The sequence below is a fragment of the Mycobacterium syngnathidarum genome, from assembly GCF_001942625.1.
In the GTDB taxonomy this organism is placed as follows: Bacteria; Actinomycetota; Actinomycetes; order Mycobacteriales; family Mycobacteriaceae; genus Mycobacterium; species Mycobacterium syngnathidarum.
The window spans coordinates 51233-69791 of the sequence record NZ_MLCL01000022.1; the positions used below are offsets into that span (position 1 = coordinate 51233).

An 18559-nucleotide genomic window follows, 5' to 3' on the forward strand; every position below is an offset into this window, starting at 1 on the left:
CGGGCGCAGGTAACCATTGCGCGCATGACACAGCCCGTATCCGTGCTCGCCGACACCACGTTCGTCGCAGTCAACGTGCACGCCGGCGACTCCGCTTTCCAATGCAAACTGCACGCCCACACGACGGTAACGGCGCTGCTTCCCCAACTGCGCGAACAATTCGCCGGAAGCGTTCACTCCGAGGGGACGGTGCACGCCTATCTGACCGCTGAACGCGTGGAGTGGGCGCTGGAGGCCGGGCCGATGCGCAAACGGCTGGACCCCGAGATCACCCTGGCCGAAGCCCAAATAGCCCCGGGGGCCGACCTCTACCTGACTCACCGCACCCGCACCGAGAGCTATCCGGTCCTGCGTGACGACGTCGCCGAGGGCGCCGCGGAGGTATCTCGGCGGCTATTCGCCGTTCTTGACGGCCGCGACACTCGGCGGTTGGCCGCCGCAGCGCTGCCGCTGGCAGTCGCAGCTGTCGGAGCTGTCGGCATAGCCGACGTTCTGGCCGGTAATGCCGCCGCGCGGTGGCCGGTGGTGGGTGTTTTAGCCGCGCTGGCCGTAATGTGCGCCACCATCGCCGGGGTTCTGTCTCGGGCCCGCGACGAGTTCGACGATGTCAGTGCCTCGCTATGCGTTTGTGCCTACCTGGCCACGGCGGGGGCCGCGCTGGCGGGGGTGCCACGGAGCCTCGGGATCTGGCACCTGGCCACTGTCGGCGCAGCTGTGGCGACCATGGTCGTGGCGTTGTGGTCGGTGACGGCGAACAAACCTGCCGGACTACACGTAGGTGCGGCCGCAGTCTCGGCATGCGCGGTGCTCGTCGGTGCGCTGCACATCATTTTGCCGGCGTCATCACAAGCGGCGGCCGCGCAGATGGTGTTCCTGTCATTGGTCGTCATCGTGTGTGCTGTGCAGTTCTCCCGCGGAGTGGGACGAGTGTTGGTGAACTACATCCCGACCACCGGCGAGCCGGTCATACGGCGGTCCGAGCAAACCGTCGCCGCTGTGTCACGAAGGTCGACGTCCGGCGTCGCCATCGAAGCGATGCTCAACCAAGAGGCTCGTGTCATCACCACACTCAAGGCCCTGATCGGCATGGTCGCAGGGGCGGGAATGGCACTGGTCGCCGCGGCGGCGGCCGGCGGCTACTTCACCTCCAACTACGAGTGGCACATGTTCGCACTGGTCGGTTCTGCGTCAGTTGCAACGGTCGCGATCGGACGCGGTCTGGTCATTCGTGCTGCTGCCGTGCCGCTGATGGTGGCCGGTCCCTTAGCCGCCACCGCCTATTTGGCCGGTCGGGCGGTGTCACCGCATCAGGCGGACTCGGTCGTGCTGATCGCCGGAGCAGCGCCGCTGATGCTGTTCGTGCTGCTCTCGACGCTGTGGGCGATCCGGGCCCAGTCCATGCATTCACCGCTGGATAAGCGCCGTCTGGAAAGGGTCGCGGTGTTGGCCGTCGTTGCGGTCTTCCCGCTGCTGGTTCTCATCATGGACGGCTGGTCGAAGGTCCGAAACCGCTAAGCACCGCCACCTCCACCCACTGCCGAGAAAGGTTCGTCGTGCCCCGTCTCCGCATCCTGACAGCGCTCCAACGCAGCGGTGCCATCCTCGCCGCCGTTCTGTTGGCCGCAGTGCTATCGCCTGTGCCGCACGCCTCGGCCTACAGCCCGTACGTGTTCGACCCAGCGGTAGACATCGCCCCGCCTGACGCCCCACCAGGACCTGACCCTCGGTTCCCGATGAAGCAGCAATACGAGTGCGCTACCTCCGGGCAACTGGCCGGATCACAGTTCGACTCGGTGCCGATCGACACTGTCTGGGGCGTTCGGGATCTGCACGGCTTGTCCACCGGGAAAGGCCAGACAGTCGCGGTCGTCGATTCCGGGGTCAATCGAAACGATCGGCTGCCGCGTCTGCTCGGTGGCGGTGACTACATCATGGGCACGGATGGGCTGCTTGACTGCGACCATCACGGCACCCTGGTCGCCGGGATCATCGCGGCACAGCCGAAGCCCGGCGACGGCTTCGTTGGAATTGCCCCCGATGCCGCGATCATTTCGATCCGCCAGACATCCGACCGCTACAGCATCGATACCACCAAACAACCGGGCAATGCCCGCGACGCACAGGCCGCGTCCAACCTCACCACGATGGCCCGCGCGATTGTGCGGGCGGCATCATTGAACGCCACGGTCATCAACATTTCGGCCACAGCATGTGTGCCTGTATCGGCGCCGGTGGATCTGAAGGAGTTGGCCGGCGCTCTCTATTTCGCAGCGGTGGTGAAGAACGTAGTGGTGGTGACCGCGGCCGGAAACCTCGGCAACGACTGCGCCCCGAACCCAGGCCCCGACCCGGCCACCCCGTCCGACGAACGCGGCTGGGGCGCGGTGAGCGCTTTGTCGCTGCCCTCGCTGTTCGACCAGTTCGTGCTCAGTGTCGGCGGCACATCACTATTCGGCGACCCGTACGTCAAGTCGATGCCGGGACCGTGGGTGGGTGTGGCCGCCCCGGCGATCAACGTCGTCAGCCTCGACCCGGCCAAGATCACCGGTGAGCTGATCAACGCGCAGACAACCAAAGCCGGCGACGAGCCGATCGCCGGAACCAGTTTCGCTTCTGCAAACGTTGCTGGCCTGGCAGCCCTGATCCGGCAGCGCTGGCCGAACCTGAGTGCCCACCAAGTGATCGAGAGGATCAAGCGCACCGCCCACAGCCCATCGAGCGCATTGTCCTCACTGGTCGGCGCCGGGGTGGTGGATCCCAAAGCCGCGCTGACCGCCCCAATCGACGACTCGATCCCGATGCTGCCCGACGGTGTTCCCGCGGTCGCAGCGGTTCCTGGGGCTCCGCCACCCCCGCCGGACACTCTTGGCCGCACGGTCGCCCTGATCACGTTGGCCGTGCTCGGGTCCGCGGTGTTTATCGCCATGGTGGTGACCCTGGCCCGAGGAGGGCGCGGACGCAAGGAACAACAGCCATGACCACTCAGCGGTGGTGTCCGGTTTCCGGTGTCCGTTGCCGCGCAGTCAAAATCGAGGAGGACAACTGATGGCCCGCCGTGCGCGCACAACGACCGGGGACAACAACGCCACTGAATCGGCTCCGCCGCGGCTCGCGGTTCCGGATCGCAAACTGCTGTCGCTGACCCCCAGCACCGGCCTGGCCGCCTCGGCGCTGGCCACCACCGCCGTACTGGGGATGTCCCCGTACGGGCCGGCCGCCGCAGTTGGTTCGGCCGCCGCGATCGCGGCTGTCTTCGGAGCGCAGGTGGGGGGACGCACACTGGGACAATGGGTGGCGTTGCGTCGCGGCAGCCGTGACCTCCCGGAGCAGGCGGCAGCGTTCTCACGCGAAGGAATAGGCGTGATCTTCGACGGGAACACCGTCTCGACCCTGGTCCAGATCACGCCGAGGCCGTGGCAGTTGACCAGTATCACTGCAACGGGCTCCTGCCAGTCTCCGGTGATCTCAGCAGATGTCCTGCGCCGTCAATTGCGCCAGTACGACATCGGAGTCAACCGCTTGACCGCAATCTGCGCCGGGTACAAATTCGCCGCCCGCGACGTCGCCGCCGGCGTCCTAGACACCCTCATCGGACCAGTGTCGGTCCCCCTCGGCGGGATGACAGTGATTGAGGTGTCGCTGCGCCTGGAAGCCGACATGCTCGGTCCTGCTTATCGCCGCGCACAGCGTGATTCACTCCCACACGGCCTGTGCCAGGCACTGACGATCGCGGCGACCCGGGTCTGCCATGCACTGGCCGAGCAAGGCTTCGGTGGCCGAATCATGGATGTCAACTCGATCCGGGCATTCCAGTCCGATGTCCTCGCACAGGTGGGCCGTCCACTGGCCAGCCCCGGGTGGCGAAGCTGTGGCCCCCGTTCCGGTGTGCACACCCGCACCTACGTTCCAGCGCGAGGGCACTGGAACGCCGAGTCGGCCGGCGGCTGGCACCACCTGCAGTCCCACCGGCAATACACCACGCTGACACTGACCCCGCAGGGCGATAATCAGGCGCTGGCCCAGCCTCTGATCACGTACCTGGTGCGCGGCGAGGACGGCCTGGCCAAAGCTTCCGGATACGGCCTGCGCGCCGCTGTCGGACAGCAGGCCGCGGGCCTGGTTCAGGCGTTGCCGGTGACTAGGCAGCTTCCGCTGCGGTCTCCAGGTGCCCTCATCGACGACGATCATCACCTCGGATTCGGTATCCCGGCCGGGGGAGCAGGTGTGTTTGTGGGTACGCGCGAGGACAAGACGCGCGTCTTCGTGGCAGTTTCTCCGACCGCCGAGCCGTTGTGGCTGTCGGGTCCGGTCCTGTTCGCGATGCAGATGGTGGCGCGGCTGTCGACGCAGGACCAGACCATCGCAGTGATGATCGACGATCCGCGCTGGCACCGGTTAGTTGCGCATCGCGACTGCCCGACACTGACTGTGGGGTCACTGGATTCGGCCCCCGCCGACGTTGTGGTGTGCACGCCCGCATGGTGGGAGCGCCACCGCGAACGGTGCGCCGGCAAGGCAGTTCTGCTGGTCACCGAAGACGTCCCCGGACGGGGGGCCTCCAACAGTCTCACCGTAACGACAACGGCCAGCGGACATTCGGAGATCGCGGTAGCAGTCGATGAGCAGACCACGACCGTGCGCTGGGAACTGACACCGATGGAGCGCCGGACGCTGCTCGGGGACGTCGACACCGAGGGATCTGCTGCACCACGCGAAGGTTCGGATCTGCGCCTTCCACAGGTCGTGGATCTGCCGACGGCCACCGCGGCGATCCGCCCCAAGCGCCGGCCAGCTGCCGCTGTGCCGGCGGTCGAGACCGTGAGACAGGCCGCGGTTCCAGCGACCCCGGCTGCAGTCCCGGTGACGCGACCGGACCCTCCCGTCTCCAAGCGGCGCGCGACTCCAACGACGCTGTCCGTGCGGGACGTGACAGAGCTGCCTCCGGTGGTGTCCGCGCCACCTGCTGCCGCCCGGTCACCGCGACGTACCGCGGCGCCGACGCCGACGAGAGCGCCTGCGCCGCGAGTCGACACCGCCCCGGTCGCGGCTTCGCCCCCGCTGACCCCGCCGCCGGCGGTGCGAGCAGACACGCCCGCCCAGGACGCCAAGACCCCGCCCCGTCGTCGCGACCGCACTCCGCTGCGGCCCGCCCCGGCAGGGTCACCTCCACTGGCACCGGTGGATCCGCCCCCGAACCGGTCCCGGGACCGCCAGCCGAGCCCGCCACCTTCGCCAGCTCTTCCGCAGAAACCGCCGGCGCGCCGGGGAAAGCACCGTCACGGATCGGATGAGGAGGGCAAGCCGTGACCAGCTATAGCGACGATCTGTTAGGTGCGTCGCAGCCGTGAAGCCCGGTGGCAGTCGCGACACCAGCGGGTTCGCTCGAGCCTCCTACCATTCCCAGGCGTTGTGCTTGTCCGCACTGGGAATTGCTGGGCTGCTGGCTCCGATCGCCGTGTGGGGCTATCCCTCGCCGGTACGCACCGCTGTGGGGTGGGGCGGCGCAGCAGTCGGAGCGTGGATTCTGGCCGCGGCGCGCCGCCAGTGGCGGATGCAGGACGGTGGCTACCGCCGTGAGGTGCCGTTGGGCGTGAGCGAGGCCGCACACGTCTCAGGCAGCGCAGTTCCAGAGCTCCCGCCGACCCTGTATGAGCACGGGAAGCTGCACCCTGAGGTGCGCCGCATCCTTGATATCGCCGCCTCCCAGTTCCGCGACAGGCTGGTGCTCGACCCGGCCCAAGTCGAATTCGAAGAAGACGGCAGAGGTGGAAGGAAGCTTGTTCTGTGGGGATTCCATTGTGTGGATTCAGGTTTCCTCACTACCGCTGGCATCCAGGACAGATTGCAGTCGACATTTCGCAAAGGACTCGGCGGGGTTTGGGCGTTCGAGTGGGATGAGACTGGTGACCGCTTTCTGGCGAGTCGCAAGTCGCGGATCGAGAGGCTGGTGTTTCCCCCGGACTGGCCTGTCGTTACCGACGCCGCTGCGGCCAAGCGGCTCTACATCGGCTGGGAGTTCAAAGTCGGCAAGTCGGCTCGGGGTGTGGAAGGTGTGTGCCCGCAGAAAATGCCGCACCTCATGTGCATCGGTGAGTCGGGCTCTGGAAAGTCGGTGAGTGTGCGCAGCTTGCTTGAGCAGTTCCGCGCCGCTGGATGGCAGTTGATTCTCGCCGATGGCAAAGGGCCGGACTACGCCGGATACTTCGCTCCGCACCCAGAGGACAACAATCTTCCCGTTCCGGGCACAGTCGCGGTCGGGATCGGTGCCTCCCCGCGCGGTATGAGCTATGTCGGCGCGATCGTTCTGGCATATCTGATTCTGCAGGAGCGGCAGAACGGTTCCATGGAAGCCAAGATCACTGATCCGGAAGGGTGGAACAACTTTGCGCCGGTGCTGCTGGTGATGGACGAGATCAAAGGCATGCGCGAGAAGTGGAAGAGCGCCTTGCCGGGCAAGGACTTCGAGGCCATCGAATCGATGGTGACCGAGATTCTCTCCCTGGGCCGCGAACTGCGGGTGCACGTCCTGCTGGTATCCCAAGACGCCCGTGCCGTGTCGATCCCGAACACCTGGAAGTCGAACGTACCCATGAGTATCTGCTTGGGCCGGCCCAAAGAACTGACGCTGAAGTATGGGTTCCCCGAGTCGGTGCAGCCCAAGGTTCGATTGATCACTGACGCGATGGACCCGAAGATTAAGGGCCGCTGCGTGATTGCCTCCGTCGACGAGAAGACCGGTGCTTCCGACGCCACTGAGTACCAAGGTTACCTCGGATATTCCCCAGGCGAGTCGTGGGATAACGCGAACCTGCCGCCACAGGTCAAAGATCATTGGCCGTCGTTCAAACAGAATGTGTCGGACAAGGTTCCGCGGATGTACACGCGGCAGTGGTTCAAGATCGAGGAGAAATCCGAGGCGCAGCTCACCGCCGAGGAGAAGAGCGGCGACCGCGGCTACATCGACTTCGAAATGTTCACCGTCGATGAACTCAAGAAGATGCACCGTGTGGCCTTGGACAAACGAGGATCTGACGGCCGCATCATCCCTGATCCCGCCGTGACCAAGTTTGACCCGGCCAGCCCGCACTACGTGTGCAGACCACCTCGCGATGACGCGAACCGAGTAGTCGCCGAGCTTTGAGAGGGAAGGCTTTGCGGCTACGCCCGAGCAATGCTGGAGCAAGGCGTTTGTCCCAGTCGCGAAGCACTGGCCGGCGCTGACCTTCCACTTGTTTCGACCGGTGACCTCCATCATTACTTTGTGTCTGCCGCAGGGCATTTCAGATCCTCACTGCATCGCTGCAGCCTGCGCCGCGCACAGTCCGAATCGCGTCTGCTTACACCGCGCTGTCACGTCCTCCCGACCGCGCCCCGGACAGCTCCCGGTCGACAGCTTCCTGCAATTCGTCGCGTGTGTAGGGTCCATCGCCGATATGAACCACGACGCGGTAGCCGCAAGCGGCATAGGAACGTGCTGGTTCATGGTCATCGACGTAGTCGTAGGGCTGCCCGTCTGCTCCATACACAGTGGCAACTGGGTAGTCCGGATGAATGTCGTTGGGATATCTCTTCATTAGATCTCACGCCTCTGTGTCGTCACTTCGGATGTCCACGTCCGGGGCCGCCCTGAACGTGTTCGCAGCCTGGCACCGCTGAGGCCGCGTTCGTGTACGTGGCGCGGCCGCCGTGACCGAGGAAGTTAGATTTGCTGCGGTTGGGTGGGACTGGCGCCTTCAACTGGACTTCACGACGACCCTTGTCACGTCCTCCTAAGACTGCCGCCCCGCGTGCTTCGTGATTCGATAGGCAGAACCCTGCGGCTGCAAAACCTCACCGCGCCGCGCACATGCGATGCCGCCGCCCGGCGAGATGCTGCCGGACATGAGCGAATTTCCGACTAACTCTTTGGCCGGATCCTGTGGCGACTGTGGACGGCCATTCGAGCTCGACTCGCGTGGAGTGAGCTTCCACATCAACGAAGACGGCAGCTGCGATTTCGGGTCAGACCGCGACCACGTCGCCTACGGCTGATTACCCGCGCCCTGGACGAGAAACAGCGACGGCGAAGGGCAACCTGTGCGCCGCCCCTTCGCAGCGCCGCGACTTGCGGACTTAGCGCGATTCGGCACCACACTGACAGGGAAAGGACGACCGATGAGCAAGTTTGCGTGCCCCCGAGACGAAGTGCTCTACCAGCTCACCCTTGACGGAACGGGGGAGTCGTTCGGTGACGTCACTACTTGGGGGCTGCACTACACCGGGTTAGGCGAGCTGACCCGTCAGGAGCTGAACAGCCAGCACAGTGACCTGCTGGCCGAGGCTGGGGCGTCCGTCTCGGACTTCCCGGAGAACTGCTACTGGATGGTGGCCGAGGACGGCCAGGGGTTCGTCAGCACCTACGCCTACTCGGACGAGGCCCAGTACCGATCCGCGCTCGATGACGCCGAGAGCCGCTGGTCCGTATTCAACGACGGAGCCGCCTGAACCTGGCACCGCACGCCGACGCGCGGCGTGCCGCCGCGTCTCATTCTCCAGCCCAGCTACATGGCTGGTGTGCTGCCAGCGACCGCTACGAGAGGACCCCCGTACATGAGCCTGACCCGGGAGCAGCTGCACGACCGCATAGACGACTTACACCTGGACGAACTTGACCTGATCATCACCCGTGACGGCGACGGATTCGCGGTCACGGAGAGCCGCGGTTGCAGGTCGTACGTCTCCGACATCGGATCGTCCTACGAGGTGCCCGACGCCGCCGACGAGCACGGCCGGCACGCGTTCACCGCTGGCCCATGGACCGCCTACCAGTACCACAGCTCGTACACGGCACCCAACCGCGGGAACTATGCGCGTGAGATCGAAGACCTGGTCAACGGCGATGCGTCAAAAGTGGTCGTCGGTGTCACCGCGGTCTTCGAGGAGGAGTCCGACGCCGGTACGTGGGTGTTCGGCATCCGGACAGTGGAGTAGGACATGCACCCGATATCCGCAGGTGAACGGGTCGAATTCAGGCTCTGGCCGAACGACCAGCCCTACATAGGAACCGTGGCCGAGGTTCGAGAGGCGGTTCCGCAAGCCGATCCCCGAATCCGGCGCGTAGACAACGAGGCACATGCCCTTGTCGACGTTGACACCGGAGGACAGGCGGCCGTCGCGCTGTCTGAACTGCGAAAGATAGAGGGCTGACCTATGGCCGGATTCGATGCCTGGATCGACACGTTCGTCGAGGAGAAGGGGGTCGATCTCGAGCACCGCTTCGACGTGGACGGACCGCAGTGGGGTTGGAACTCGATCCCGCTCTCCGTGGTCATCGACACGGCGAAGAACACCAGTCCCGCTGAGCAGGAGCAGATCAAGAAGCAGCTGGTCGAGATCGACTTCAAGAACGGCGACGCGATGCACTTCTTTGAGTTCCTCGCGCAACAACTGGCCCGCTGATGGCCGGCCAGTTTCCGCGTGGTGGCACCTGACCGCACTGTGCACCGCAGCCTCAGCGGAGCCGATCGGCGTGTCCTGCATCTGAGGCTGTGCTTTTGAGATCCCGTGAAACGGTTGACCAATGGCTGTCCCTGAGACCATCACCATCTACACCGACGGCGCCTGTCATGGGAATCCGGGGCCGGGCGGTTGGGGTGTAGTGCTGCGTTTCGGTGAACACGAGAAGCACCTCTACGGCGGAGAGAAGGCGACCACCAACAACCGCATGGAGTTGTTGGCCGCGATCGTGGCGCTTGAAGCGATCACCGCGGCGCGTCCCATACAGCTGTGGACCGACAGCCAATACGTGCTCCAGGGCATCACAAGCTGGATCTCCGGATGGAAACGCAAGGGGTGGAAGACATCTACAGGCCAGCCGGTGAAGAACGCAGATCTCTGGCGACGCTTGGATACCGTCGCCGCGCAGCACACGGTGGACTGGCGTTGGGTGAAGGGCCACGCAGGGCACGAAGGCAATGAACTCGCCGATCAGCTCGCCACACGGGGTGCGAAAGAGTTCGGAGGTTCGACAAGGGCCGCGGGAATTCCTAACCAGGGGAGCGGACGGCAACGACATCGGAGGTGGTCACGATGACGGCGCACACGCGGGGCGCCGGAGGTGGCCCGATGAGCCAATCAGAGTGCCGGTTTGCCCGCAAGCGCCGGTATTCGACCCGAGACCTGGCCGTGATGGGCGCTGACGAGGTCAAGGCCGCGGTCGAGGCCAGCGGTCGTCGATTCGACTCGCTGTACCCGTACCGTTGCCCTGACGGTCCGCACTGGCATCTGTCTCACTATGAGCAAGCCCTGGGAATGTGTCCCGTCTGCGAGGAGTGGCATCCTGCCTGGTGCGGGTCTCAGCCGGACAAGCGGTGGATAATTTCCGGGCACGTGGTTGACGAACAGCCGTGCCCCGGTGAGGGACAGCTGACGGCGGCGGTGTCCCGATGAGTATGTACGTCGACATCGCCGTGAACAGTGAACTGATCGCCGGTGTGGCCATCACCCGCACCACCAGCGGTGGTGAGCAGCCCGACTCGACCAACACCTACCGGTGGACGTATGCCCGCAACGGCGACACGGCCGTCGGGTTCGTCGAACACCGGTACGGGAACGGCGCTATCGCACTGGCGCACAAGGTTCTCGGTGAGATCGCCGAACGCCACCGGATCGCCCAGGAGACCAACCGATGAGCGTGTGCGACGCCTGCGACGGTCAGGACCACGGGGAGTTCGAGCCACTGAAGTTCAGCGGACTGTACCGCGAGTGGCTGTGCGGGATATGCCGATCGGTCCTGCTCGACCAGCCGATGGACTCGGCTGGTGATCCCGCAACACGGCTCATGACAACACCCGCGGCCGCCGAAAGACGGACGCTGACGGTCGCTGACCAGAACCCAGCGCGCACCGACGACAACGGGACCACCTGGTATCGACCATCATTCGAGGGCCCGGCGCCACCGAAGATGTGGGGTTGGACTTCCGACCCCACCCACGCGCACCCGGACTACGCCGCGGCTGCGACCGCGTGTGTGCTGCCCGCCGATGTCACGGCTGAAGATCGTGCTGCGGTCTTGGAGTTCGCCAACCATTTAGCAAGGGAGTCACGGAACCGTGGCCTGGCTCAGCATCCGCTGCCGAACCCGTCTGAGGTGTCGGAATCGGAGTCCGGCAACGGATGTGGCCACGCAACTGACGAGGGCTGTTTCCGGTGCTGCAGTGACTGCAACTACGACACCCACACGTGCCGGGGCTGTGGGGAACCGTACAAGCACGGGCACGATCCCCGCTGCAAGGACTGCGAACCCAGCTCTACAGATCCAGTAACGAAAGGCGCGAACTGATGCGCGAATACAGGTCCCTCATCATGGGCTGTGCTTTGGTACTGGCGATGGGCTTCATACTGCCCACGATGTTGCAGTCGGCCGCCAAGATAGGCGAGACCTTCACTGACCCAGACAGCGCCAATCCTCCCGCCCCGGTCAACGCTCCACCGCCGCCAGCTCCGGACGAACCTACTGATTGGTCCACAGTCGCACTCGTGGCCGTCATCGCCGGCGCGGTCCTCGCCACGGCCGTACTGATGTGGTTCGCTTGGCGGCACCTGACCAAACGCGGCGCCGATAAGAGCGAGAAGCGAGCCCGACGCAACGACCAGATCGAAATGTGGCAGCGAGGCCTCGACGTACTGGCCGAAACCCAGGACGCCCTCATGGGATTCGAGACCGACCCCGAATCGGTGTACTTCACTCGACCCCTGCTGGGCGACGTCAACGAGCCGGCCACCGCCACCTTCTACACCGCCCTTGGCTCCGCCCAAACCCTTTGCACCGAAATCGTTCCCACCGATCCCGTACTGATCACCGCATTCGTCAACGCGGCCAACGCCGCGCGCCGAGCGTTCGACGTCGCAGACGACAACGCCCGCAACAAGGCCCGCCGCGGCATCAGCCACAACGGCCACAAACTATCGCCCCAGGAGCTCCGCAAGATCGACCAGGCCCGAAAGTTCATGCGGCAGGCCCACGATCCAGCCCTCACCGAGGCCCACGCCCGCAACGCCCTCGCCAAGGCTCTGGACCTGCTCGACGGCGCCGGCGTGGTTGTTCCTGAACGACTGACAGCCACTGTCACCACGAGCGTCGAGACCATCCACCGCAAAGCCCTGGACAGATAACCGCACCGATCAAGAACAGGGGGACACTGTGGTGCTCCAAGCAGTAGATGCCGCTGGCTACCTGTACCCGGTCGACGTCGAGCTGGCGCAGCAACAGCGCGGACGCCCGCGGCGCTCAACCCCCGCCAAGATGACGCACACGTGCCCGCACTTCGCACCTGCCCGCCTCCGGTCCCTGACGTCCCTGACCGGGTCACCTCTGCGTCCGCGCCCCGAGTTGGCGGAAGTGGGACCCGTGCCGGCCAGCCTAAACAGTGAAGTCTCACGAAAGGGAGGCAATGACAACCATGTTGAAACACCGAAATGTCGATGAAACTGTCGACGACGGCGACGAACTGCTCAACGCTTTCGGCGATCGGTTGATTCTGGGCGGGGCGTGGACGTGGGCTGATGGTGGCCAGTCACCTACCCGCAGGTGCACGAAGGCATGACGCAGAGTTCATCAGCCTGAAAGGGGCCACCATGATTCTCGGATTCACCGGGACCCGCCGCGATCCCACGGCCGATCAGGAGCGTTTTATTCGACGCAACCTGTTCAACGCCACCGAACTGCATCACGGCTGTTGTGAGGGCAGCGACTACGCGTCTCATCTGTGCGCGGTAGACCTCGATCTACCGACAATCTGGCTGCATCCACCGACCGATGAGAAACTGATGGTGCCGCTGTCCAAGCTGCTCACGCGGGGTGGGATTCACGCGCTCGGCGCCAAGCCGTACCACGCCCGAAACCGCGACATCGTGGACGCCTGCGAGGTGTTGATCGCAACGCCAGACGGGCCGCGCCGTCCGCACAGCGGAACGTGGTACACCGTTGACTATGCCAGGGCCAACAAAGTCCCTGTCGTCGTCTGTCTGCCAGACGGCACCATCGACAACGACTACTCGACCTGACGTAGGGCAAGCTCAGCTGACCCGCGTGCATCTTCGCGACCGTGTCTGGTGACGCGCCGCGTACCGGGTGATCCGCACCGAACCCATAGCGTCATTTCTCCACTATAGAGAGGGCGCCATGGCCGCAGTGCAATTGTCACGTCCCCGACTAACTTTGGTGACGCATCAAACTTGGCGAGCCGAAGACTTGGCGCCCTGGGCGGATGTGCACCTGGACTTTGGGCTGGACACCGCCGCCGGCGCTGATGCTGAGGCGATGCTGTGGTGCCCGGGCGGATGGGCTGCGGCCGCAACGGTACGACACCGCCACCTGCAGCTGTCCTCGGCCGGGCCCCGTTGGCTGGACTACCTGCCGATCGAGCTGAAGGGGCGTGAGGTCGTGACATCGCACGCCGGTGCGCTGCGGCAGACTCCGTCTGTCATTTATGGCGGGACAGTTTTCGCCAAGCTCCCTGAAACCAAGCACGATTCGTTTCCGGCGCAGCTGCGTCCACTCGATGAACTTCTCACAGATCTGAGCCGGCTACCGGACCGTGAGCCAGTGCAGCTGCAGACTCCGGTGCATTTCGACTCCGAGGTCCGTTGCTGGGTGCGTGACGGCCGAGTCGTCGCACGAGCCAGCTACTTTCCGGGCCGGGCACGGGAGGACTGGCTGGATCTCGATGATCCGGTGCGGGCAACGGCGGCAGTCCTGTGGCTGGAAGAGGCACTGGTGACGTGTCATGTCCCCGTTCCGCCGGGCGTGGTGATCGACGTCGGCTGGTGCTCGGATCCCTGGTTCGGAGAGCCCGGCTGGCGAATCGTGGAAGCCAACGCCGCATGGTCGGCGGACTGGTACGGCGCATTGGAGCTGTCCTCGGTAGTCGAGACAGTCATCGCGAGCCAAGTCGGCGTGTCGGATCAGTGGCGTTGGTATCCCAGCCCATTGCTGCTGCACTTGTCGGCGGGACTTGCGCAGCGCTGACTGCTTCGTCGCGGCGTGGGGCTACGGCGTTACCGACCACCGGATAGAGGAGCTGCAAGGAATTGCGCTGCAGCACGAGGGCAGCAGCGCGAGGCTATTGGTAAAGCTAAGGAGTGAGCATGGCCAAGATAGTCATCACCTACGAGTACGAACCCAACCTTGACCACTACCCAACTGGCACGGAAACCGCTGCTGCGGCTATGCGCTTCGACGTTGACCAGGTGCTGAACGGAAACACCTACTGGGGTGAATTGCTCGACGGCGACGGCAAGATTACCGCATCGGTGGTCGAGTAGCCGGCACAGGGAATTGTTTTTCGGCGCAAGGACTCAGCGCCGAATCATCGCAGTGGAGAAACCGATGGACGAGTGGCCCGCGATGGCGGAGAACGTGCGGATTGAACTCCGCTTCCAGGGAATGTGCAAAACGTGCGCTGAGCAAGGGCGCAGGGTGCATGTGTGCGTCTGGATTTCATGCCCGACCGGCGGTTGGTGGTCACATCGGGAACATCCCGACGATAACCACGACGCCGAAATTGGTTGGCAGCCTGAGGAAGCCATGGATGACCAGGGACACGTCTTCACCGTCGGCGAGTACACGCCGGGAGGAACAGCGGTGTAGACCCGCGCCCGAGCCGGAACGGCTGTTTCAAAAGGTGCGAGCATGCGAGCAGGTCCCGCTTGGGGATCACAAAACGAACCAATGACAAAGGGAGCAGCAATGTCCCATACCGAACAGGTCAAACCGATCGACCTTCGTGAAGGCGACCCTATTGACCTCGCCCCACTCTTGAACGATCCGTCATCGCACCCGTGGACGTGGCAGCCGTTCGGCGCTGACGACCGGAACCGGGCAGAAGCGATCGTCTCGGCCCGAGACGTGGCGCAATACGAGTTGGCGGTCGTGGAATCGGTGGAGCACGTCGACGGAGACAAGGTGGTGGTCTACAACGATCAGATCAATGTCACCGTCGCCGCGGACCACCTCATCACCCGGACGGTGGGCTGACCTGTGGCGAGCACCGACATCGTCGGCTACACGTTCCAGGCCGAGAATCTGTGTCCATCTTGCATGCGCGACAAAGTGATCAACTGGGGCAGGTTCGATCCGGAGTCCACGGCGTCCACTGAGTCGCTGCTTGCCGATCTTGCCAAAGTTGTCGGCATCGACCACATGAACGAACGCACCTACGACAGCGGGGATTTCCCCAAAGTTGTGTTCGACAGCCAGGTCGAGGATTCCGAAGACCGATGCGGCGGGTGCCATGAGCCCCTCATCGGATAGCTCGTCGAATCAACGATCTCGCCAGGGGAGTGGGCCTATGGCGATGGAGAGAATCGTTTCGTCGCGAGCTGGAGGAACTGAACGCATGAGCCCCAATCCCAGCGGCACTGGCCGACACAGTTCCGGTGACGTAGCTGCTCACAGCTCCCACCGAGGACGGCACCGCGCGCCTGATCCCCTCGTCCGCCCGGAGATCAAGATCGGATCGATGGATGCTCCCACTGATCCGATCCAAATTGGACCGCAGCAATGAGCACCGCAGCCGAGCACGCGAAAGTTGCCCAGGACACCGCTCCGTACGAGTCGAAGCGGATCGCCAACGCGATTATCGAACGCTTTCAGATCCCCGCCGAGCACGCGCTGCGTGCGGCGTCGGTGCTGGCCATCGACGATCGGCAGTGGGCATTCAAGATCAGCCAGGGCTACTGGATAGACCCTGTCCTTCAAGCAATCGAGGCGACACGATATGAGTAACCTTCACGTCGGCGGTCAGGTCCGCATCCATGTCCGCGGCGTCGATCTTCCCGCCGAGATCGTCGCGCTGTCACGGTCACGGGCGACGGTCGAATACATCGACGCCCACGGTGAGAAGCGCGCGACCAAGGTACCCATCAACGCCCTTACCCCGGCGGGCGTGGGATGACCGACGCGGTCATCGTCGACGTCGACGGGACTCTGTGTGACGTGTCGAGTGTGCGGCACTTCGTTGCTGCGCGGCCCAAGGATTTCGACGCATTCCACTGCGCCGCCGAAACGTGCCCGCCGCATACGCATGTGCTCGACGAAGTTCGTGAACATCACCACGCCGGACACCGCATCGTCGTAGTCACGGCTCGTATGTACCGCTGGGAGCAATCCACCCGCACGTGGCTCGACCGGCACATGCCGGTGCCTTACGCGGGCCCGTTCATGCGTGGCGACAACGACTTCCGCGCTGACGTGGAGGTCAAGCGCGACATCCATCGAATACTCACGCGCGATCACGGTTTCCGCATCGTTCACTGCATCGATGACAATCCGGAGATCGTTGCGCTCTGGACGGAACTCGGCATACCCACCACGGTCGTTCCTGGCTGGACGCAGTGATGCGCCGGTGTTTGTGCGGTCGACGAAGCGCCGGGTCGAGCAGCGAACACCGATGCGTGGATGTCCTCGGCGGCTACTGTCAAAACCGTCATTGGCCGACACGTTGTCCAGCTGTAGGGCGCCATCTGCGCAGACGCATCGGACCCGGTAGACGATCCAGAATCCCTTCTCCGCTTGATCTCGCAGCTCGACCAAATCGCCAACGGAGAAGCTGCGGTCGCGAAAATCGTTCGGCTTCCACGATGTCATCGTTTCCTCCTCACTTGGACTGTTCCCATTCACCCCGGTACACGACACAGACGTCGGACCTCATCGCGCGAGGCCCCCAACCCGTGTTTTTCCGAGCCTCGTTCTCGTCCTTCTTCACAGTGAGGACGGTTGTGGAGAAGGGGCGACCCTCGGCGTCGAGTTCGTCGCAACTTACCTGCCAGCGATGCCATACAGCGGCCACAAGCGAGACCCTTACCCTCGGCGTGCCAGAGCGCCAAGATCGGCCATCTTGAGTGCGCCGAACACAGTGGCTGGGTTGTACCCGAACGAAACTGGACCGTCCTTGGGCCGGGTGAACGTCGCTTCCAGCAGGCCATCGTTCGTGGCCACGGCGAACACTTCCACCCATCTGTCAGTGGTCTCGAGGAGTGCGTGTGCCTGCGTCGGGTCCAGCACCGAGGTGCCCACAGCGGCGTTGTGGTAGCCGGTGGTCTGGTCGGGCGCGGTGCGGCAGGTGTCCAGATAGCGGCGATAGGAAGCCAGCGCGTAGCTGGAGGCGTTGATGCCGCTATAGCCGGCACCGGAGACCGTGCCGGCCCACCCTTCGGTTCCCGCTGGGTTGCTGGGTCGCAGTTCAGCGACGAACACTGGGCTGGTCGCCGCTGCGCGGTGATCGAGATCGGTTTCAGCGGGGATCCCGTCGACAGAGCAGGACGCTAGGCCAGGCAGTACGCCGCTGGTGCGGTCATGACCCAGTACCGGTTGCCAGCCGGCGGCCGGCAGAGGGAGGTCTGCGACCGAGATGACTGAGAACGGTTCCTGTGCGGTGATGACCCCGCCCGAGACCGGGGAATCAGAGTCGGCCGGGTCAGCCTGAGCCGCTGACGCGGTGAACACCGCGGCGGCGCCAACGAGGGCGGCAGCGCTGGCGAAAGTGCGGGTGAGCTTCATGAGCGGTGACGGTAGGTGTTCCCCGGAGAAGGGGGAGGCAGCGGCGCGCTCCGCTGGAGCGGGTTGTGTTGCGCCGGCATGCCTCTGCGTTTACCGGGGCAGACCGGTCTGGTCGATCACCAGCGCCAGCGAGCCCCCTTGTGACGGATCGGCGTAGCGGCGGGCGAGGTAGGCGTGCAGGTCGCGGTACTGGTACTCGACGGCCGGCGGCTGCTCGCGCACCCACTCGATCGAACCTTCGTCGTGCTCGCCCACTCGCATGTAGGTCATAAGGTTGCCGGGGTTGCAATCCGCAGCGGAGTCGAGGAAAACCGCCACGGGCTCCCCGCCGCTGAGCACGTATGCCACTCGGTAATTGGTCATGGTGGCCATGCTGGTGTGATCATGGCGCTTGGGCCCGCTGCGGCGCGTCAGGGCAGCTCGATGCAGCGATGAGTAATCGGTCACCCGCGACGAAGATGCAGGGACGGGATACCCGTCGGTGTCCGTCAGGAGTATTGCCGCGCTCAGTCGAACGCCTTCCAATGGTGGCCGACGTAGCCGATGACAGCGTCCATATCGGCAACAGATTCTGGAGTGGGCATCGCCGTCTTCACGGCGCCTGCTGCACAGTGCAAGTCTCGGTGCGAGACGTACTGTCCGCGCACGTAGTCGATGAAGGCTCCGCGCGTCTCTGGACGGTCCTGATACTGCGCGCACAGGGCACGGAATTCGTCGTGAGTGATCATCGCCTTGGGCCTTTCCCGTTGGGGTGCAACGGGAAATATGCTGCGTTCTAGCGCCGCCACTGACTGTCTGCGGCGCGGTCGGGATACACCGGAACCCTGGATCGCCGCCCGTAGCGCAACCCGGATCACCCCTGGTAGTTCCGTCTGTAGCGCCGTCCGTAGTGCCGGGTGTGCACCGTGCGCGGGCGGCGGGACTGGTTGGCTCCGTGCAAGTCGTGGCGGCGGGCCGGTCTGGTATCTGGACCTGGACACCCACACAGGAGAAATTCTGCGTGCCGCTGTAACTCCCGAG

Annotated in this window: 23 protein-coding genes; 20 read left to right on the forward strand and 3 right to left on the reverse strand. The window is 64.4% G+C overall.

Annotated features, from left to right (window positions below; genetic code table 11):
- The first annotated feature begins 24 nt into the window (after positions 1 to 24).
- From eccD to BKG60_RS04915, 20 genes are all read left to right on the forward strand, one after another.
- Complete coding sequence (gene eccD / locus BKG60_RS04810; protein WP_047036742.1) at positions 25 to 1515, forward strand: type VII secretion integral membrane protein EccD; 1491 nt, start codon at positions 25 to 27, stop codon at positions 1513 to 1515.
- Between the two features lie 38 nt (positions 1516 to 1553).
- Positions 1554 to 2978: a type VII secretion-associated serine protease mycosin gene (gene mycP, locus BKG60_RS04815; protein ID WP_234802093.1), complete on the forward strand. Its 1425-nt coding sequence runs from the start codon at positions 1554 to 1556 to the stop codon at positions 2976 to 2978.
- Between the two features lie 67 nt (positions 2979 to 3045).
- A complete protein-coding gene (locus tag BKG60_RS04820) occupies positions 3046 to 5307 on the forward strand; it encodes a type VII secretion protein EccE (RefSeq protein WP_075909287.1) in 2262 nt (753 codons plus the stop codon).
- Between the two features lie 283 nt (positions 5308 to 5590).
- The gene (locus BKG60_RS04825; RefSeq protein ID WP_242671578.1) at positions 5591 to 7141 is read left to right on the forward strand and encodes an ATP-binding protein; all 1551 of its coding nucleotides are present in this window, start codon (positions 5591 to 5593) and stop codon (positions 7139 to 7141) included.
- Positions 7142 to 8154: 1013 nt separating this feature from the next.
- Positions 8155 to 8484 (forward strand): hypothetical protein, encoded by a 330-nt coding sequence (locus BKG60_RS04840; RefSeq protein ID WP_075909289.1) that lies wholly within the window; start codon positions 8155 to 8157, stop codon positions 8482 to 8484.
- A gap of 105 nt (positions 8485 to 8589) precedes the next feature.
- Positions 8590 to 8970, forward strand: a complete 381-nt coding sequence (locus BKG60_RS04845; RefSeq protein ID WP_070946941.1) for a hypothetical protein — start codon at positions 8590 to 8592, stop codon at positions 8968 to 8970.
- 219 nt (positions 8971 to 9189) lie between these two features.
- Positions 9190 to 9438 carry a hypothetical protein gene (locus tag BKG60_RS04855; protein ID WP_019346176.1) on the forward strand — a complete coding sequence of 83 codons (249 nt, stop codon included), beginning with the start codon at positions 9190 to 9192 and terminating at the stop codon, positions 9436 to 9438.
- Positions 9439 to 9559: 121 nt separating this feature from the next.
- On the forward strand, positions 9560 to 10072 hold the full coding sequence (gene rnhA / locus BKG60_RS04860; protein WP_075909290.1) for a ribonuclease HI: 513 nt from the start codon (positions 9560 to 9562) through the stop codon (positions 10070 to 10072).
- 32 nt (positions 10073 to 10104) lie between these two features.
- A complete protein-coding gene (locus BKG60_RS04865) occupies positions 10105 to 10428 on the forward strand; it encodes a hypothetical protein (protein WP_131827502.1) in 324 nt (107 codons plus the stop codon).
- Positions 10425 to 10670, forward strand: coding sequence for a hypothetical protein (locus BKG60_RS04870; protein ID WP_131827503.1), 246 nt, complete (start codon positions 10425 to 10427; stop codon positions 10668 to 10670). Before BKG60_RS04865 ends, BKG60_RS04870 begins: the two co-directional genes overlap by 4 nt.
- A 649-nt stretch (positions 10671 to 11319) precedes the next feature.
- Positions 11320 to 12153, forward strand: a complete 834-nt coding sequence (locus BKG60_RS04880; protein ID WP_131827504.1) for a hypothetical protein — start codon at positions 11320 to 11322, stop codon at positions 12151 to 12153.
- A gap of 462 nt (positions 12154 to 12615) precedes the next feature.
- A complete protein-coding gene (locus tag BKG60_RS04885; RefSeq protein WP_131827505.1) occupies positions 12616 to 13044 on the forward strand; it encodes a hypothetical protein in 429 nt (142 codons plus the stop codon).
- 157 nt (positions 13045 to 13201) lie between these two features.
- Positions 13202 to 14008: an ATP-grasp domain-containing protein gene (locus tag BKG60_RS04890; protein ID WP_242671579.1), complete on the forward strand. Its 807-nt coding sequence runs from the start codon at positions 13202 to 13204 to the stop codon at positions 14006 to 14008.
- 119 nt (positions 14009 to 14127) lie between these two features.
- Positions 14128 to 14304 (forward strand): hypothetical protein, encoded by a 177-nt coding sequence (locus BKG60_RS31890; protein WP_165688700.1) that lies wholly within the window; start codon positions 14128 to 14130, stop codon positions 14302 to 14304.
- A gap of 64 nt (positions 14305 to 14368) precedes the next feature.
- The gene (locus tag BKG60_RS04895) at positions 14369 to 14629 is read left to right on the forward strand and encodes a hypothetical protein (protein ID WP_131827506.1); all 261 of its coding nucleotides are present in this window, start codon (positions 14369 to 14371) and stop codon (positions 14627 to 14629) included.
- 99 nt (positions 14630 to 14728) lie between these two features.
- Positions 14729 to 15016 carry a hypothetical protein gene (locus BKG60_RS04900; protein ID WP_075909296.1) on the forward strand — a complete coding sequence of 96 codons (288 nt, stop codon included), beginning with the start codon at positions 14729 to 14731 and terminating at the stop codon, positions 15014 to 15016.
- Positions 15017 to 15019: 3 nt separating this feature from the next.
- The gene (locus tag BKG60_RS04905) at positions 15020 to 15292 is read left to right on the forward strand and encodes a hypothetical protein (RefSeq protein ID WP_075909297.1); all 273 of its coding nucleotides are present in this window, start codon (positions 15020 to 15022) and stop codon (positions 15290 to 15292) included.
- Positions 15293 to 15541: 249 nt separating this feature from the next.
- Positions 15542 to 15766: a hypothetical protein gene (locus BKG60_RS04910; protein ID WP_075909298.1), complete on the forward strand. Its 225-nt coding sequence runs from the start codon at positions 15542 to 15544 to the stop codon at positions 15764 to 15766.
- Positions 15759 to 15935, forward strand: a complete 177-nt coding sequence (locus BKG60_RS31895; protein WP_165617838.1) for a hypothetical protein — start codon at positions 15759 to 15761, stop codon at positions 15933 to 15935. The genes BKG60_RS04910 and BKG60_RS31895 overlap by 8 nt, the downstream gene beginning before the upstream one ends.
- Positions 15932 to 16378 (forward strand): phosphatase domain-containing protein, encoded by a 447-nt coding sequence (locus BKG60_RS04915; RefSeq protein ID WP_075909299.1) that lies wholly within the window; start codon positions 15932 to 15934, stop codon positions 16376 to 16378. Before BKG60_RS31895 ends, BKG60_RS04915 begins: the two co-directional genes overlap by 4 nt.
- A 462-nt stretch (positions 16379 to 16840) precedes the next feature.
- On the opposite strand, the gene BKG60_RS04920 is transcribed toward BKG60_RS04915, so the two are convergent.
- From BKG60_RS04920 to BKG60_RS04930, 3 genes are all read right to left on the reverse strand, one after another.
- Entirely contained in the window at positions 16841 to 17539 is a 699-nt protein-coding gene (locus tag BKG60_RS04920; protein WP_075909300.1) for a hypothetical protein, read from the reverse strand.
- A 90-nt stretch (positions 17540 to 17629) separates the two neighbouring features.
- On the reverse strand, positions 17630 to 17902 hold the full coding sequence (locus BKG60_RS04925; RefSeq protein WP_131827507.1) for a hypothetical protein: 273 nt from the start codon (positions 17900 to 17902) through the stop codon (positions 17630 to 17632).
- Between the two features lie 143 nt (positions 17903 to 18045).
- Positions 18046 to 18267, reverse strand: a complete 222-nt coding sequence (locus BKG60_RS04930; RefSeq protein ID WP_019346161.1) for a hypothetical protein — start codon at positions 18265 to 18267, stop codon at positions 18046 to 18048.
- Positions 18268 to 18559 lie beyond the last annotated feature (292 nt).

Bases quoted from the DNA above. Each gene is read 5' to 3' on its own strand.
- eccD (WP_047036742.1), top strand. From the start codon at position 25: ATGACACAGCCCGTATCCGTGCTCGCCGACACCACGTTCGTCGCAGTC.
- BKG60_RS04820 (WP_075909287.1), top strand. From the start codon at position 3,046: ATGGCCCGCCGTGCGCGCACAACGACCGGGGACAACAACGCCACTGAA.
- BKG60_RS04840 (WP_075909289.1), top strand. From the start codon at position 8,155: ATGAGCAAGTTTGCGTGCCCCCGAGACGAAGTGCTCTACCAGCTCACC.
- BKG60_RS04845 (WP_070946941.1), top strand. From the start codon at position 8,590: ATGAGCCTGACCCGGGAGCAGCTGCACGACCGCATAGACGACTTACAC.
- BKG60_RS04855 (WP_019346176.1), top strand. From the start codon at position 9,190: ATGGCCGGATTCGATGCCTGGATCGACACGTTCGTCGAGGAGAAGGGG.
- rnhA (WP_075909290.1), top strand. From the start codon at position 9,560: ATGGCTGTCCCTGAGACCATCACCATCTACACCGACGGCGCCTGTCAT.
- BKG60_RS04865 (WP_131827502.1), top strand. From the start codon at position 10,105: ATGAGCCAATCAGAGTGCCGGTTTGCCCGCAAGCGCCGGTATTCGACC.
- BKG60_RS04870 (WP_131827503.1), top strand. From the start codon at position 10,425: ATGAGTATGTACGTCGACATCGCCGTGAACAGTGAACTGATCGCCGGT.
- BKG60_RS04880 (WP_131827504.1), top strand. From the start codon at position 11,320: ATGCGCGAATACAGGTCCCTCATCATGGGCTGTGCTTTGGTACTGGCG.
- BKG60_RS04885 (WP_131827505.1), top strand. From the start codon at position 12,616: ATGATTCTCGGATTCACCGGGACCCGCCGCGATCCCACGGCCGATCAG.
- BKG60_RS31890 (WP_165688700.1), top strand. From the start codon at position 14,128: ATGGCCAAGATAGTCATCACCTACGAGTACGAACCCAACCTTGACCAC.
- BKG60_RS04895 (WP_131827506.1), top strand. From the start codon at position 14,369: ATGGACGAGTGGCCCGCGATGGCGGAGAACGTGCGGATTGAACTCCGC.
- BKG60_RS04900 (WP_075909296.1), top strand. From the start codon at position 14,729: ATGTCCCATACCGAACAGGTCAAACCGATCGACCTTCGTGAAGGCGAC.
- BKG60_RS04910 (WP_075909298.1), top strand. From the start codon at position 15,542: ATGAGCACCGCAGCCGAGCACGCGAAAGTTGCCCAGGACACCGCTCCG.
- BKG60_RS31895 (WP_165617838.1), top strand. From the start codon at position 15,759: ATGAGTAACCTTCACGTCGGCGGTCAGGTCCGCATCCATGTCCGCGGC.
- BKG60_RS04915 (WP_075909299.1), top strand. From the start codon at position 15,932: ATGACCGACGCGGTCATCGTCGACGTCGACGGGACTCTGTGTGACGTG.
- BKG60_RS04920 (WP_075909300.1), bottom strand. From the start codon at position 17,539: ATGAAGCTCACCCGCACTTTCGCCAGCGCTGCCGCCCTCGTTGGCGCC.
- BKG60_RS04925 (WP_131827507.1), bottom strand. From the start codon at position 17,902: ATGACCAATTACCGAGTGGCATACGTGCTCAGCGGCGGGGAGCCCGTG.
- BKG60_RS04930 (WP_019346161.1), bottom strand. From the start codon at position 18,267: ATGATCACTCACGACGAATTCCGTGCCCTGTGCGCGCAGTATCAGGAC.